This is a genomic window from Natronosalvus caseinilyticus, from assembly GCF_017357105.1.
GTDB lineage: Archaea > Halobacteriota > Halobacteria > Halobacteriales > Natrialbaceae > Natronosalvus > Natronosalvus caseinilyticus.
Genome location: NZ_CP071596.1, coordinates 1,372,807 through 1,388,440 on the forward strand (window position 1 = coordinate 1,372,807; position 15,634 = coordinate 1,388,440).

14 protein-coding genes and 1 pseudogene are annotated in these 15,634 nt (G+C 54.7%); 3 read left to right on the top strand and 12 right to left on the bottom strand.

From position 1 onward, the window contains the following. A complete protein-coding gene (locus J1N60_RS06620) occupies positions 1–834 on the top strand; it encodes an ABC transporter ATP-binding protein (RefSeq protein WP_312911708.1) in 834 nt (277 codons plus the stop codon). Then, complete coding sequence (locus J1N60_RS06625; RefSeq protein ID WP_312911709.1) at positions 835–1,677, top strand: ABC transporter permease; 843 nt, start codon at positions 835–837, stop codon at positions 1,675–1,677. Positions 1,678–1,715: 38 nt separating this feature from the next. Here J1N60_RS06625 and J1N60_RS06630 read toward each other — a convergent pair whose 3' ends face one another. From J1N60_RS06630 to J1N60_RS06650, 5 genes and pseudogenes are all read right to left on the bottom strand, one after another. Next, positions 1,716–2,393 (bottom strand): MBL fold metallo-hydrolase, encoded by a 678-nt coding sequence (locus tag J1N60_RS06630; protein WP_312911710.1) that lies wholly within the window; start codon positions 2,391–2,393, stop codon positions 1,716–1,718. Between the two features lie 60 nt (positions 2,394–2,453). Continuing rightward, positions 2,454–3,115: pseudogene (locus tag J1N60_RS06635) on the bottom strand (transposase domain-containing protein). Between the two features lie 319 nt (positions 3,116–3,434). Further along, on the bottom strand, positions 3,435–4,628 hold the full coding sequence (locus J1N60_RS06640) for a phage NrS-1 polymerase family protein (protein WP_312911711.1): 1,194 nt from the start codon (positions 4,626–4,628) through the stop codon (positions 3,435–3,437). A 5-nt stretch (positions 4,629–4,633) separates the two neighbouring features. Continuing rightward, positions 4,634–6,769 carry a VirB4 family type IV secretion system protein gene (locus J1N60_RS06645; RefSeq protein ID WP_312911712.1) on the bottom strand — a complete coding sequence of 712 codons (2,136 nt, stop codon included), beginning with the start codon at positions 6,767–6,769 and terminating at the stop codon, positions 4,634–4,636. Continuing rightward, positions 6,766–7,866: a TraC-like domain-containing protein gene (locus tag J1N60_RS06650; RefSeq protein WP_312911713.1), complete on the bottom strand. Its 1,101-nt coding sequence runs from the start codon at positions 7,864–7,866 to the stop codon at positions 6,766–6,768. The genes J1N60_RS06645 and J1N60_RS06650 overlap by 4 nt, the downstream gene beginning before the upstream one ends. 263 nt (positions 7,867–8,129) lie before the next feature. On the opposite strand from J1N60_RS06650, the gene J1N60_RS06655 reads away from it, so the two are divergent. After that, the gene (locus J1N60_RS06655; protein ID WP_312911714.1) at positions 8,130–9,362 is read left to right on the top strand and encodes an RNA-guided endonuclease TnpB family protein; all 1,233 of its coding nucleotides are present in this window, start codon (positions 8,130–8,132) and stop codon (positions 9,360–9,362) included. A 62-nt stretch (positions 9,363–9,424) separates the two neighbouring features. On the opposite strand, the gene J1N60_RS06660 is transcribed toward J1N60_RS06655, so the two are convergent. The 7 genes from J1N60_RS06660 to J1N60_RS06690 form a co-directional block, all read right to left on the bottom strand. Then, complete coding sequence (locus tag J1N60_RS06660) at positions 9,425–10,567, bottom strand: TrbL/VirB6 family protein (protein ID WP_312912547.1); 1,143 nt, start codon at positions 10,565–10,567, stop codon at positions 9,425–9,427. Further along, the gene (locus J1N60_RS06665; RefSeq protein WP_312911715.1) at positions 10,567–11,355 is read right to left on the bottom strand and encodes a hypothetical protein; all 789 of its coding nucleotides are present in this window, start codon (positions 11,353–11,355) and stop codon (positions 10,567–10,569) included. The genes J1N60_RS06660 and J1N60_RS06665 overlap by 1 nt, the downstream gene beginning before the upstream one ends. Before the next feature lie 44 nt (positions 11,356–11,399). Next, positions 11,400–13,187 carry a DUF8186 domain-containing protein gene (locus J1N60_RS06670; protein WP_484551600.1) on the bottom strand — a complete coding sequence of 596 codons (1,788 nt, stop codon included), beginning with the start codon at positions 13,185–13,187 and terminating at the stop codon, positions 11,400–11,402. Then, on the bottom strand, positions 13,163–13,510 hold the full coding sequence (locus J1N60_RS06675) for a DUF7985 family protein (protein ID WP_312911717.1): 348 nt from the start codon (positions 13,508–13,510) through the stop codon (positions 13,163–13,165). The genes J1N60_RS06670 and J1N60_RS06675 overlap by 25 nt, the downstream gene beginning before the upstream one ends. Positions 13,511–13,838: 328 nt before the next feature. Continuing rightward, positions 13,839–14,294 carry a hypothetical protein gene (locus tag J1N60_RS06680; RefSeq protein ID WP_312911718.1) on the bottom strand — a complete coding sequence of 152 codons (456 nt, stop codon included), beginning with the start codon at positions 14,292–14,294 and terminating at the stop codon, positions 13,839–13,841. Positions 14,295–14,297: 3 nt separating this feature from the next. Further along, positions 14,298–14,840 (bottom strand): DUF7342 family protein, encoded by a 543-nt coding sequence (locus J1N60_RS06685; protein WP_312911720.1) that lies wholly within the window; start codon positions 14,838–14,840, stop codon positions 14,298–14,300. A gap of 227 nt (positions 14,841–15,067) precedes the next feature. After that, positions 15,068–15,505, bottom strand: coding sequence for an SWIM zinc finger family protein (locus tag J1N60_RS06690; RefSeq protein WP_312911721.1), 438 nt, complete (start codon positions 15,503–15,505; stop codon positions 15,068–15,070). Between the last annotated feature and the right edge of the window lie 129 nt (positions 15,506–15,634).

Genomic DNA, 15,634 nt, shown 5'->3' on the forward strand with positions numbered 1-15,634 from the left:
ATGGATCTGAAAATACGCAACCTGACGAAGACGTTCGAAGAGTCAAGCGGGAACGAATTTGTCGTCCTCAACAGTATTAGCTGTACAGTGGACGAAGGCTCCTTTACGAGCATTATGGGGCCCTCGGGATGTGGAAAATCAACACTGCTGAATATTCTCGCAGGCCTTCATACGTACGATGAAGGTGAGATAGAATGGCAGGGTGAAATCGTCGATCCAAGCGATCTTCCTATCGCATACGTGTTCCAGGAGCCTCGACTCTTGAATTGGCGGACTGTCGAGGACAACATCAAATTCGCGCTAAACGCACAGGGGGTCCCTAAAGAAGAACACGATGAACGTATCGACGACGTACTCACAACGGTGGGACTCGCTGATGAGAAGAAATCCTATCCACTCCGATTATCCGGTGGGATGCGCCAGCGTGTCGGTATTGCACGTGCGCTTGCAGTCGACCCAGAGATTCTCCTTATGGACGAACCGTTCAGCGATCTCGACGAACTCACTGCACGGAACCTTCGTGACGATCTGATCGAGTTGTGGCAGCAGACGGGAAAGACAATCGTATTCGTCACGCACGACATCAGTGAGGCCATCTATTTATCGGATGAGATCGTGTTCCTGGACACGCAAGGGCTCATATTCAACGAAATCAGCCTTGATTACGAGAGACCCCGGAATCCGAATGACTCGTCGTTACTCGCTCTCGAATCTGACCTCATGGATACGTTCTTCGACAGGATGGAAGCGATTGACGCTGGTGAATCGGAGCCTCCCACTGCAGAGCCCGGAGAACAACCTGCGCAATTCCAGGATCAATCCGGTGGTGCCTGAATGTCGTCAGAAGCCGAAACGGGACTGCTCGGTCGGCTAAAGGCGACAATTCCATCCATCTCGAGTGGCTTCCATTGGCACGTCCTTACTCGTATAAAGCAAATCGTGCTCCCGCTCGTAGTTATTAGCGTTGTTTGGCATGTCGGGGCACTTCTGATAAACGACCCGGCGCAACTCCCGAGTCCTGTGGCCACCGTGATGCAAACGTACGAAATACTCACGACCCCCGACTTCCGTGAGTTGACCGTGTTCGATCACCTCCAGTTAACGCTCCGGCGTGCACTCCTTTCAAGTACGGTCGCTATCGTCCTCGCTGTTGTTGGCGGGGTCTTGATGTCTACGAACGCGGTCGTGGAAGACGCCGTGAGCAGCTGGTTGCCGTTCTGGATGACCACGCCGACTGTCGTGATCATCCTCCTCGCGATGGTATGGTTCAACTTTAGCGAGACGGCGGTTTACTTTGCGGTCATCGTTGCTTCCACCCCCTTCGGGACGGTGAATATGTGGGAAGGAGCGAAGGACGTCGACGTAAAACTGTTGACGATGGCAAACGCATATGATGCAAGTACTGCGAGCGTGTGGCGTCACATCTATCTTCCCCACCTCCTCCCGTATCTCTTTGGCAGCTACCGCTACATCCTCGGAATGGTGTGGAAAATCGTTGTACTGGCGGAGGTATTCGGACTGTCTGTTGGTATCGGCGCGATGTTTCGGTACTACTTTCAGCAGGGAGAGCTCATCATGGTGCTGGCGTACCTCATCCCCTTCATTGTCGTCGTCCTGACGATCGAATATGGCGTGTTGAAGCCACTAGAAACGCGCCTGTTCAGGTGGCGAGGCTAGTTTTCACTCCTCCAGCAGCACGTTGGAATCGCTTCGAATTATATGTCGGTGCCGAAGTTGTGGTAAACGCGTAGGATGTCCGCTTCAGTGACGTCTGCAGGACCACCGTGGTGACAGAGAACCATCTCTACATCGAGATCAATGAGACGGCCGATTGAGTTACGGGCTTCCTCGAGGTCGGGTGTCATGGCGCGATTCGGTCCTGAGAACCCACCCTCATTGTACAGAAGATCGCCCGCGATGAGGAGGCCACGTTCTTCAACATAGAAGACGAGGTGTCCGGGTGCGTGTCCGGGTGTGAAGAGGGCTTTCACCGGCCCGGCTTGAGTATGAAAGCGCATTCCATCAGTGAGTTCTATATCGACGGGGACGCCGGGATACGGTTCCTTGGGTCGTTTCAGCATCTTTACCTCGCCGCTCACGTACGGGGCGGCGTATTCGTGGGCAAGTATCTCGGCGTCCGTCCGTGTGGCGACCGGGGCGAGACACCCGAGGTGATCGTAGTCCTGATGAGTCAGGACGATTTTGTCGACGTCGTCGAATGTGAACCCGTCCTGGGCGAGTGCCTCCTCGAGTACGTCTTCATCGTCTGGGCCTCCAACGTCGAACAGGATCAAGCCGCGACGTGTCTCCACCCCAGTGAGATAGAACGTTCGTTCGTTACCGAAGTATGTCGTCTCTACCGGGAATACGTAGACGTGGTCACTGATCTCCATAGTGAAGTCATTGACTCAGTCCCCTTAATGGTATTGTCAGTGGCAGTTGCTGTGCTAGTTTCACTCTACTGATACTGTCCAGTTTAGCACCTCCGTCGATGTCTGTCCGTTGAGTGGCTGGTATAATCATCCCGCAAATATTATTGTCTTAAATATACAATATCCTCTCCGACATTCGTCCGATCGATCACCCACGAGTTGTGGAAGCGCTTAATCCGTATCTTCAATGTATGAAACACTTTTCGATGAGATTTTCGCTTGACGTAGTCAAGGTGACTGCTCAAGCCTAATCCAGAGGAGGCAGTCATATATCCGTAGCCATCGACGAGAAAGACCGTGCTGGAAAGTTCGTACTTCTCGGCAAATCGGTTCAGGAACGCAGCGATTGAATCGGTGGCTTGTCGTCCAAAGACTGCGACTTCGAGGTGCAACCGAGAGTCGAGATAAATTGCATAATACGTCCAAGATCAGTTGCCGTTGATCTTGACAGCGTTCTCATCAACCGCGACCCGCGAGGGCTTTGCCCTCGGCGGGCCTAGAACGCTGTCAGTCGATGCACCCACTGCCATATGGCCTGATGAGACCGTTCAACATCGAGAATGTGAAGAATTGCTTGTGCTCTCGAATCGAATATCCGGTCGCCTGGAGATATATGGGAAACGCCCTGGCGCAATCGCCGTCCGCTTACGCTCCCAACCTTCATCAAATTCCACTGCGTACAACTCGTTGAGAAGGTCTGTGTGATTTAATCCAAATCACCTCCACGACCTGCTCACTCCTCAGACTGGCCAATAGACGGTGCCGTGTTAATCTACATGTTCAAAATAATCAAATTCCAAACAGAAACTCAGATCACGCAGTCGGTAGAAACACGGTGACGGAGAACTTGTGTTTCTCAGTCAATTGATACAGGAATGTGGCGGCTGGTTGGTGCTTCGCCGTCCTCAAAACACGTTACATAATGGACCGCACGAGCGCTTGCTCACGAGTCAGTCGACGTGCATCGAAATACTTCGTGAGATCGCTCTCGAGCCAAAGTAGCTACTTGTCTCGGGGAAAGACGAGCCGTCGTAACCGTTTCCAAAGCGGGGGAGTGAGCGTAGAATCCGACTTATCGATTTTTCCCGTAGAGATACTAGTTTTCCTCGTGTCTTCTCTGTCTTCGATGGCCACCTTCAACTCACTAATGCGCTGGTTCTTTTCCTCGAGCGTCTCCTCAAGGTTTCTCACTCGTTTTTCCAGAATCTCATTTTTCCGCACATAATAATACCTCTCTCGATCGTTCTCCCTCCTCACTCTTGCCGGCTCAGACGTGCTTCTCGGTCTACCCTTTGCAGTCGCTTCCTCAGAGGCACTTGGCTCATAGTACTCGGTCGTATGTTCGACGGCACGCTCGAGCGTCCGTTCACCGTACGTTGCGCCATCTCCATAGTGGACGGCATCCCATTTCGGCCGAATGAGTCCCGATTGACGAAACAGTCGATCCATCTGGTTCTGATTGCCGCCAGTCCAGAACGCCAGCAAACAACAGAGGGCTATATCTGCCTCTGAGTGGCTATCGTACCCGACAGTCGATCCGTTCCAGAGTCGCTCAAACTTCTCGCTATTCGAGGCCGCTCGAGCTCTTTCGAGTAACTCCTCATCTGATAGCGTGGGATATGCTCTCGTCTTCTCAGTCCTCGTTCTCGAGTTTTCATCTTCATTCGAATCCTGTTCAATATACTCACGATGGATCTCTTCGAGGTCTGTTTGTCGGCGTTCGATCTCTGAGGGTAAGCCAGGAACGCGATCCCCAGTGACGGTGAAATACCGAGCGTGGTCATAGAGTTCGACCTGTCCACGCCTGTTTCGGCCACTGGGTAACGTGCCCTCGATGAGAACATGATATCCCGTTCCCGATGGAGAGACTTCGGTATACGAATCGAGTTGTTGTACAATCGATTTGATCTCGGTATCCGGGCGTCCCGTTTCGGGGTCGCGACAGTCGTCAAGGTCGATACCGACAAACGGGTCTGAAGCAGTGAACACGAAGCCGATACCATCTGCTGTTCCCGATTGTGAATACGCGAGTGCGCTGTCGAAATCGCTCCACGTCGTGTCGTCCGTCGATGAGGCAAACGAACCAGTTTTTGGGTTGATCGGAACCTTCGTGGATTTCCCATTACGTTCTTCGCTTCGCCAACAGAGCCACTGATCTCGTTCTCGCAGTTGCTCTGGGATGGTTTCTTCATACATTGTCATCAGTCGGAGATGGCCTTGTCTCGCTGACCGTCACCCGTGGTGCGGTCAGCACCAAACCCCACGTCGGGTTCGTCTTTGCTTGGAAGGTCGCGTCGAGAGTGTGTCTTCGGGTCGAAATCGATCACAGTCGCCTCGTTCTCCATCGCTCGGACTTCGATGCCACGCCACTCTCCGTCGACGCCGACGAGTGCCTCGGAGTAACCCGTTCGCTCATTCCCTGGGACGGCTTCCTGAACGAAGCGCATCTGTGCTGTATTGAGGCCGAATTCCTCTGCCCACGCACGGTCCATGCCGTCGAGATGGTGGAATTGCTTGATCGCACACTGGTCGATGATCGCCTCCGACTCGGGATGCTGGAAGAACTCGTCGACGGTCTGGGTGACGAGTCGAATAGACAGATTGTGGTGGCGATGGTGGCGAAAGACCACCTCGAGATACTCGAGACTCGCCGCATCCTGCATGATGTATCGCGCTTCGTCGATGACGAAGACGACCTCTTTCTCGGTCTCTTTGGCGCGCTCGTATACGAGCGAGATCAGTAACTGCATGATGAGGCTCGTACTGCCACCGAGACTGCCCTCCTGTTGGGCGAGGTCGAGGTAGATCACCTTCTCATCACGAATATCGAACTCCGTCTTGCGACCCAGATTCTCATACCGGCCCTCCTGGGAAAATGGTCGCAATTGATCGATGAGCCACGTCGCATCGGACTCGATCTTGCCTGCTTCTGCAGCCGTCCGAACGACATACTCCGATGGATTCTCGACCATCTCCTCGAGGATATCGAGCACGTTACGCATCGTTGGACTCTCGTTGTGGTGGGTCGCAATGTCGTCGGTGATACCGTTTCGAGTGTACGCTCGTTCAAGCGCTGTCTCGAGTGTTGTCCGTCGGTCGTCGAGGCTGATCCCGCGAAGAGCGAAGTAATTCGAGAGAAAGCTCATCACGCTATCGAGCTTTTCGCGATACGGACTGGCGTCTTCGCCCATCGCCCGCTGGACGCGTTCCGGCGTTGGCTTGATCTCGAGTGGATTGAGTCCCATCTCTCCGCCGATCGTGATTCGTTCGCCACCGAGGGCGTCGGCGACGCCAGCCCAGTTATTCAACGGCTCGAGGATGATGCCGATGCGATCCTCGCTCTGCTCGATCGAGCGGATGAAGTTCTGTTTCGAGCCAAACGATTTCCCGGAGCCAGGATCGCCGATTGTAAACATGGCATAGCCATTTTCACGGGCGAACGGGTCGATCACGACCGGACTTTGATTCTTCCAGTGAGCGCCGAATTCGACGCCGCCGTCTTCGAGGATCGTGGCCGAATGTATCGACGCGAAGAGAGCTCCTACGGCTCCGCCTAATGCCGTTGCTTCACGACCGAAGGGATTCGGTCCGACTGGGGCGGCCGCCCGTAGTGCTAGGTCCTGCTTGCAGATGGCCGTCTTCGGCGAGAGTCCGGCCGGATCTTCACGGAGTCGGCTCCGAACGGTTCGAACACTTTCTCGAAGTTCATCACGCGTTTGGGCGCGGATCGTGATGAACATACCCTGGCTGAAGACACGGCTTCCGCTCTCGACGCTCTTGTACGTCGATATGGCTTCGGCTGCTCGTTCCTGTAAGTACGCACCACGGACGTTTCGTTCGAGGTCGGCATCTGCTTGCAAATCGTCTGCGGCTCGCTGTAATTCGTCTCGAGCTTGCACCTGATTTTTGGGTGTGAGGTGTATCGTGAGATCGAATTCGACGTCGGTCAGTTCGAAGAGTTCGTTCAGATAGCCGTCTTTGGGATAATCCGGATAGTCTGCAACGTAGAGCGTTGATGTCCATTGCTCACCGACTCGTGCCGTCCGTGTCCCCCATTCAATTGCCTCGGGAGCGATGAGGTTTTGGTGCCGGTGAGCTACCTCGTCGAGAACCGTACGCTCATCCTGGGCCGCTTCGATCGTTGCCTGCTCGAGAAGGTCGCCCAGTTCGACCTCGTTGACTTCCTCTGTGTGCCACCGATCCCAGCCACTCCTTACCAGAAGTGTACCCACAACGGTGAGCCCCAGATACAGGACGAGTCCTTCCTGTGTTGCGGGGTCGGGCAGTGTCTGTGCTACGTATCCGATGAGAGCGAATCGGATCGATCCGTCGCTCATTCGCCTCGCCTCTCTCGGTTGTCGATCACTGGCTGTTCACGCATCGCGTTCTCCGGAGTGTCGTATTCGTGTTCTTCGCCGTTCCAGAAGTCCATCGCGAGGAGGAACATTTCAACCGTGCTCAGCGGGCAAACAGACCACCCTGGCGCTTTTTGCACGAACTCGGTCTGGACCGCTCGCCGCCGCGTCTCGAGTTTCTCGAACATCGCTGCTCGTAACTCGCCATCGCTCATGTTCGCTCGTCGAGTCACGAACGGATTGAACAGAAAGCCGATCACTGGAAACGAGGTCAGTTTCTCCGCTGGTGAACGCTCGTCTTGATAGCGATCGTAGACCTCGAGTGGAGCGACTTCAACGCCGATGAAGTACCGGAGCTGCGTAGTCCCCGACAGCTCTCGCGGTCGCTTCTCACGATACTCCTCGAGCAACACCTCGAAAACCGGGTTGTTCTTGACGTCTTCGTCTAAGAGCCGATCATTGATCCGGTCGATCAGGCGCTCGACGGGAAACGCCCGGGTCGTCGCGTGAAAGGTGAGTTTGAAATCGAGCTCACGATTTGCGAACTCTTCGCCGAGGCGCTGAATGTGTGCCCAGTCACCGGACATCGCGAAGTCCATGTTGCCAGCATCGATCTCGAGGATTGCCTCCATCGTGCCATCGGTTCGTTCGATCGCTCCAGCACCCGGCCAGGCGCGGGCAATCGAGGTGAGGTCCTGGGTGGACTCATCGGGTTTGAACGGCGTGTAGTTGATCAGGCCGCCCTCGGTGGTTGGCTCGTCGGAGTCTCGACCGGCTTCGCCACTGTAGGTGAATCGCGGCCGTTTGCCGTAGTAGCGATAGACGTCTCCGAGCCATACGGTCGCGGGGAGATGACCCGGTGAGGCATAAACGATTGCGCCACCGAGGGTAACTCCAAGTAAGACGAACGGAAGAATCGCCCCATCGAGCCCCGTCAAGCCTCCAAAGAGAAGACCTGCAATCGGGAAGCCAACCAGGACGTAGACGTCCCCTTCATCGATATTCAACAGTAGGATGCGACTCTCTTCGCCGAATTTATCCATAATACGCCGACTCGCGGCGTCGTGTTCTCGCGTCATCTTGCAGTAGCGAGGAAACCTCGTGCTTTAGCACGGGGAGGAATCGCGTTCGTTCGTGTCTCGACTCGCCCTACAACGGCCCCTCGGTGTCTAACGACTTCGCACCTTGGAGCAACATCCCTTTCCAGGTGAGCCCGTGCGCGTCTTTGATCTCGCTTAGGCGATCGTACTCTTCTTGATCTACTTCGATGTTCAAGTTGGGCATCTACATGCATGGTTAGTTTTTCGTTATCTTTAACTATTACGCTATCGTACTCGTAGTTGTGACGGCGACCGCCACCAAAACGCTCGAATCTACCCTTGCTCCGCCCACTACGGGCAAAGAACAACGGCTTCGGCGAACCGTGGCGACCTACCGACGCGCCCTCTCGGACGCCTTTGAGAGTGGCGCAGACACGCAAACAGCAGTCAACGATGTCGTCACGCCGTACACGCTCACGTCCTACGCCAAGGACGCGCTCAAGAACTACGTCCCGAAGCTTCGACGGACGTACAACACGTCGGATCTCAAGGACGACCACCCGATTCGATTCACTAACCGGGGCTTTCGAATCGACCACTCCGTCAACAGAACGCACGAATTCTGTTGGCGCGTTCCACAGGCCGGGCGTGGGAACGCCTTCTGGATTCCGCTCCGGATCAACCCCGAACAGGAATCGCTTTGGTTCGGCCTGATCGACGGCGACGTGACGGTTGGTGAGTTCCGACTTCAAGAGCACCGAACGAACTGGGTGCTTCACGTCACCGTCGAATACGAGATCGCCGAACCGGAGACGCCGGACGACCCGACCTACATCGGGTTCGACCTCGGTGAATCGAAGTTGCTGACGGGCTGTGCCCTTCAGCGCGACACTCCGACCCGGCCGTTGATCATTGACGGTAAGCGAGCGCGGGCACTCCGCAAGGAGATGTTCACGACTCTGAAACGACTTCAGGAACGTGACGCTGACTGGCGGGTGGACGAACGTTTCGACCACTACCAGAACGCCCTCACCGACATCGTTGAGAAGGCGTCCCGAGAAGCCGTCGAGTACGCCGAGTCCTTCGACGACCCCGTGATCGTTATGGAGGACTTGTCGTACATCCGTGAGAACTTGGATTACGGGAAGTACATGAACCGACGACTTCACGCGTGGGCGTTCGCTCGACTCACCGACCGGATCGGGGACAAGGCTCTCGAAGCCGGTATTCCGGTCGAGATCGTGAACCCGCGCTACACGTCCCAGACGTGCCACGCTTGCGGACATATCGGTCGTCGTGGATCGCAAGCCGAGTTCAAGTGTACGAACGTAGAGTGTCACGTTTCGACGTTTCAGGCGGATATCAATGCGGCTGCGAATATCGCCGGTCGCGTAGATCCGTGGGGAGAGAGCGTTCCTTGGAAACCGGAACGCGATGACTCGCCACGGAATGGGAGCCGTTGTGACACGGCCACAGGACACCGCACGCCGAGTCGGCAACCCCGACAGACGACGCTTGCGGCCTTCGAGTCCTGAAACCTCCGACGCGAGGCTTCCCTTGTAGGAAGCCCTGCCCTTTACGGCGGGCGAGGATGTCACTAGTAGTACCCCGGATCGTTTTCTGTACGACGATAGTCGGGGATTCCAGCGTTGCCGTAAGAATCACTCACCGTATTGTCGTTCGCTGTCTGACCCTCGGAAGCTGTACCCGTGGCCACACCAGAAGTGGATTGAGTTCCTGACTCGCCAAATCTCGAAGCCACGGTATACCCTGCCGCAGCTTTTGGCCCCCATCGTGCCGCTGCTGAGGCGGCTGCAGGCCCAGCGATTGTCCCTGCTCCAACGACTGCACCGGTTGTCACGGTTGCTTTGCCCGTCGCGCCGATAACTCTGGTCGTCATCGGTGCAGCGTATTTGAACAGCTTCCAGACGATAATGATCGATAGAAGCGGTAGCGTAACGGCGATGAGGTAACTCAGAAAGGCGCTGTCTGGGACAAGACTCGAGTCTGCACCGTTACCGAAGAGGAGTTCATAGCCCTTGAACAGGAGCGCAACGGGGATCGGCATGATCGCCAGCGGGACGAATTTCATACAGGCCGTCCTCGCGATTTGGGAGACGACAGGCAAGTTGCCAAACGCGAGTGCAATCCCGATCGGCATTGCGTAGATGAAGATGTAGAGCATGATCTCCCGAAGGAAAAACAACGCCTGAAGAATCCACATCGCTGTTGCACCAATGCCGGTCAAAAAGAGGGCGAGAAGTGGATTTGTGATTGTGAGATCAAGCAAATTGACCATTACCGATGTAACTGTGGCCACATCAGGAATGAGGGCAATAGTGAATCCATTGACGAGATAGAGGGCTAACACAGCAACCCAGTACCACGTCACAATCAGAAATGCGCCCGTCCAGGCACTTCGTTTCGTTTTCCGAGCATCGAAGGCGCTCCCCATATTGAAAATTCGGATCGTGTGCCGTCCCTGGACACACATTACGAGCAACAGGAGGGCAACGAGCATGATCTCGCCTATGACGAGAGCACTATGAATGTCTACCCACGGTGTATTTGTCGGTTGACCAAATACGAACGCACCATCAGTTTCTGGTGTTGGTGTTCCGAATACCTGTGCTGTAATTGCTCCGTAAGCGTCTGCTAGCCCTTCTTGGAACCATTCGATGAGTTTGTCGATGGCATCTTCGAACCACTTGATCCCGATCTCGCTAAGGGACCATGCAATCATGATAGTGCCCTCTCAATCTCGTATGCACAGCCCCGAGGTTCAGTATCTTGATACTGTATCGTGTATTCAAGTTTGATATCCTGAGAAGCGTGAACAGAGGATAACTCTACAGTGAAACGACCCTCGTACCCTGCTAAATTACATTCAGCTCCCCGAGCGGTAGGTGAGAACGGCCGTGTATTGCTGTAGATGACTATTGTCTCACCAGCTGGGATTACGACCTCGTCTGCATTACCTCCAACTTTACTGTCAGTATCGTAGATACCGCTATCCCCTGTCTCGTCATAACTTTCGTGTGTTGGGAGAGGTACGTCTCCTCGAAATCGAAGTGACGTGACTGCAGTCGATGCGGAACCCGTATTTGTGAGATAGAGTATTGCTTTTGCTGCTATATCTAGCTCATCTGCCCCTTCATACATCTCTTCGGGATACTCTTTACCTAACCGAAGGTCGGTCAACTCGAGATTGGGTTCGAGTTTCAAAGAGATGGTTTCCACGACCTCGTCTGCAGCGAGGCCGATCACGTCATATGTACCTGGAGTATACTCTGTCCCGATCTCGACGGCAAGTCGAGAAACACCAGCTTCGACCGTTCGAGTCACGAAGAGTTCTCCTGCGGGCTCGACGATGTTCACCTGATCGATTACGCCCGCTTGGAATCGAAGAATTAGCTGCGTCCCCTCAACTTTCGAGGTAAACTCGAGGGAGTCGTTCGACCCAGCCGCTGATTCGTCACTGTCTGAGGCGGTACAGCCAGCCAACCCTACTGATGTGGCGATGGTCAATACCCTGAGGACGGTTCGTCTACAGTATGTCTGTTGGTTGATTTTCATGGCAGCTCGTCATTGAATTTCAAGAAAGTGCCAATCCGCTTGGCGGCATAGAGGGCGACTGCAAACGGGAGGGCAAAGCGTACGAGATCGACCAGCAGCGTAAACCAGCCAGTGGGCGACGTCAGTGGGTGCCAGGTTGCCGTAGCGGTATCCCCGAGATAGGCTGGCTGATGTGAGCGCCACGATCCTGGGTGGTACTCCGCCGTGTAGATTCCCGGCTGGCTCACTGTTATCTCGACGGCTCCGGTCGCGTCCGTTCGGACACGGCGATCACCAACGGTAATGTACCCTGATCGAGCGTCCTGACCGATCAACGAGAACCGCGGATCGTCGAGGGTATCGAGCATAATCGGCTCTCCGGTTGCCGTATCGCGGAGCTCGATTCGAAGCGTACTCGCTGTGTCACTCGAGTTGACGACCTCGATCGAGAGCTCACTCTCACGGATCTCACGTTGTGTACCGTTATCGGGTTCGACAATCTCTGCAGTGACACCGCGAACGATTCCCTCAACGGTGATCGAATCCGGGTCGATCTCATCGTATCGAAGTGCGACTCCCGATGAACGCGTATAGGGACCTGAAACGACGTCAACCTCGACGTTGTCGTGCATCGACGACGCTGGAGATTCAGTTTCGTTCCCCCAGACCTCGAGTAGTTTCGGACCGTCACGAATTGGTTCTACGCGTGGCCCAATATCGGATGGGAACGCGTGGACGTACACGGGGCGCGGTGTTTCGTTGAGTGATCGTGTACCGTCTCGAGTCGACTCGATGAGTTGATCCCAGTCTGTATCGCGAGCCGTATAGTATCGCCATACACCACGGACGCTGACGTCGCCGTCTTCAGAGAGTGTGTACCCGTTCCAGGGCTGACGTTGGTAGATGGCAACGCCATCCTCGTCATCGGGATACGATGCATAGTAGATCACCGCTTGCGGATCGTAGACGTCAACCTCGAGTTCCTGACTGACGGTAACGTTATCGGAGACGACTCGGGTTTCGACCTCGCTCTGGTTGCCAACCCGTGCCTCTACTTCGAGGCGCGTGTAGATGTCGGCCTCGAGTGTTAGCGTCCCCTGCCCAGAGTGCTCGAAGTCGTATTCGAATACCGGGTTGTGCGTCCCCTCGGCCGTCTCGACGACGGTCTCGTCGACTCGTAATCTGACTTCGTTGATACCGTGGTCTTGGATCGACCACGAAACGATTTCGGTATCCCGTAGTTGGGCTCCATCAAGTCGAATCCGATAATCGACGAACCCTCTCACTGTTCCCTCTGGGGCGACGTAGTGAACGGATTGCTCTGGATCGATATGCATCCGTGTCGATGGATGGATCCCAAACACCGTCGCGTGCGCATCGGCGATGCCAACTGAATCCGTGAGTGTAGCGTGTTCCGGATACCTCGAGGTGTCACTTCCACCTGCCTCGAGGCGGTCGTAGTCCTGGTCCGTCCAACGTGTGGCTGTATCTGGAGGGTGGGTAAACGAAATGTCTGTACAGGTGGCGAGTTCTTCTATCGCTGATGGCTCTTTGCCGTACTGAGCTTCGTACTCAGCAGGGGTTAGACACTCATCGAGGTCGTTCGACCAGAGCGTTGCTGTTTCGTTAGCATCGAGGTCATCCTCGTCGGCAGGCACTGGGGAACTCTGGCCGGCCACACTACTGGCGATGACCGCGACGGTTACGACTCCCAGCAGCACGAACGTCGATCGAACGCGACGATTCCAGAGAGGGCGATTTCGTCGCCGCTGGCTCAGAATTACCACGGGACGAAATCCACACACTCAGCGAGCGGCAATCCCATCGTCGACCCAGCGACGGTGTACAGTGGACCCAGTATTACCAGGATGAGCGCGGACTTGAGCGCCGTTCGTTTGTGCTGTTTGAGGTCCTTCTTTTGCTCGAAGTTCATCGTGAACATCTCGACGAGTGAATCTGCCTGCCAGACGACGACGAGTCCCATGAGTCCGAGGGCAGTCGTAATCTGGAAGAAGCCAGAAACCATCCCGGGAAGGCCTTCAGCATCACAGACAACGCTATCTTGTGCAAGGACTGGATCAACGGCGACTACAGTCAACAACACGACGATTCCAGCGCTTGTACGCATGAATCGCCTGAGTCGACTCGATGTCGGGTCAGATGAGGCTTCGACAGCGGTGTTACTCAAACACATCTAGGCGTGCCTCTCAATCAGTATCTGAGGGTAGGTAACGTACGTATACGAAACGTCAGTCATTGTGTCGTCACACTCAGTCTCGCGTGATTGACTAAGTATTTTTCTGATAAAATCTGTTGGATTAAACTCTCATTTTCGAGTGAGAGTCTTTCGCGCTATCAACTGGTCGTCAGCAGAAAAACGGGTTGAACGAGCACTCGAGCGTCGATTCTGCAAATCAACACAACATAACTTCCGCGGCATAATGCCCTACTCGGATCTAGCCGTGAGTAGAGGACTGGTATGTCGGGAGAACATCTTCTAGGAGCTCGTCGATAATTTCCCAGAGGATTAGGGATGGGGTCTGGTGCTTGAACGTAATCCCCCATCTGTCTTCACTCGTCCCTGTTTTGTACTGGAAATGTGCTCGGCCGAGATTAGGGTGATCCTCATCTTGGTGCCAACCAGCGTGGAATCCTGTATTTGGATCGGTGTAGTTCACTCGAAACCAATCATGAGGTTTCTGTCGATACCAAGCAATAATCAGCTTCGGCGATTCTGGTCCTGTCTGTGGATCAAGGCGCGTTGGATCGAACGTTGCCTGTAGCTGCTTTGCCTGAACGTCGTCAGGAACATACTCAACTGTCGTGATATGGGGGATGCGCTCAAGGACGTCACGCTTGAGTTGTGCATACAGATTCGCGTTTGGATCGCCTCCCGGATGTTGAATGGACATCCGTCAACTCCTGGCATCAGCATGTTCTGCGTTCGGAGCCAGGAAATCCCATTCGCGGATTGCGAATCCAACGATCTGGATACGTCGTTGGAGATGTGTCCACTCGCGTGCAATATCGCGTCGACGACCCTCTTCATCAGGATCAAGACTCTCATCAGCGAGGGTTGCTCGAAGCTGGTTCGGTGACTCAACTTCGAACTCCTCCTCCCAGTCGCGAATCTGTTCTTTCATTTCGGCGAGTCGATCGGTTAACTCCTCAACTGTTCGACCACCATCACGAAGTCGCATTGCTTCCTGCATCGCTTGCTGGCGGTAGTCCGGATAGTACGTCGTGTGCGTCCCGCTATCATCTTGACGAAGGACACCGTCGTTGACGAGTCTCCTCAGGACACGCTTGGTCGGTTCGTGTGACCACTCTGCCTCTGAAGCAATCCAATTTACTGTTTTTGGTTCTGACAGCTGGCGAGTAACCATCTGTACGCGGTCTTCTCCGGTCGTCTGGCGATCTCTGAGCCCGGTAGCACCATCCGGCGTTTCCTCGGTCATGTTTCACACTTCGGCTGCTTTCTTAATATAGATTGAGGCTATTCGAGCTATATCGACAAACCAGCAGTGGTGTTGGACTGTAGACTACTCGAGCTCGAAGACAGCAACTTCGGTTGTTCTACAATACGGACACACGCTTTTCGCCGACTTGAGCGTCGTTCCACAGTCCCGACACTCGTAGATGATCGAAGATTGGTGCTCTCGTCCGAGCAACCAGTGGAGAACGATCACTCCGTCTCCTCCAGTGACTTTCGACCAGTTCGAACACACTCCCAGCAGGGTAGTGAGCTGAGCTCAGCACAGACACACTCTGTTGACTCGTCGTTTTCGCTCTCGTGTGCTTGCTCTGGCTCCTGGCTTTCGGCGGGGATACCACCATCAGCAACGAGCTGTTTGTCTGTTACTGCCAGGATGAGCGGTCGTCGGATCGCGATCGACACTCGGTGTTTACACGCACCTTCGTAGTGCTCATCTGCCGGGCACTCACAGTGTGTTGGAACCCCGTTTTCGATCGTCACGATGTATTCGTGATCAGCTGGGGTTTCGTGACTAGCATTCCTGACGAGGACGCCTTCCAGGATGAGTGTGTATTCAAACGCCTCGTATTGGGCGCGTTTGGCCGTTCGTCGAGTAAACTCGAGTTGCGTGAGTGGATGTTTCTCCATTCGGTTTTCACGCAGGACACAGTTTGATGCCCTGCACCCCTGTGGGGCACACAAAAACAGCAACTCGAGGGAGCTCATCGTGTTAACCAACGGAACCCGGTTATATCCATCCTTGTTGGTTAATATTGC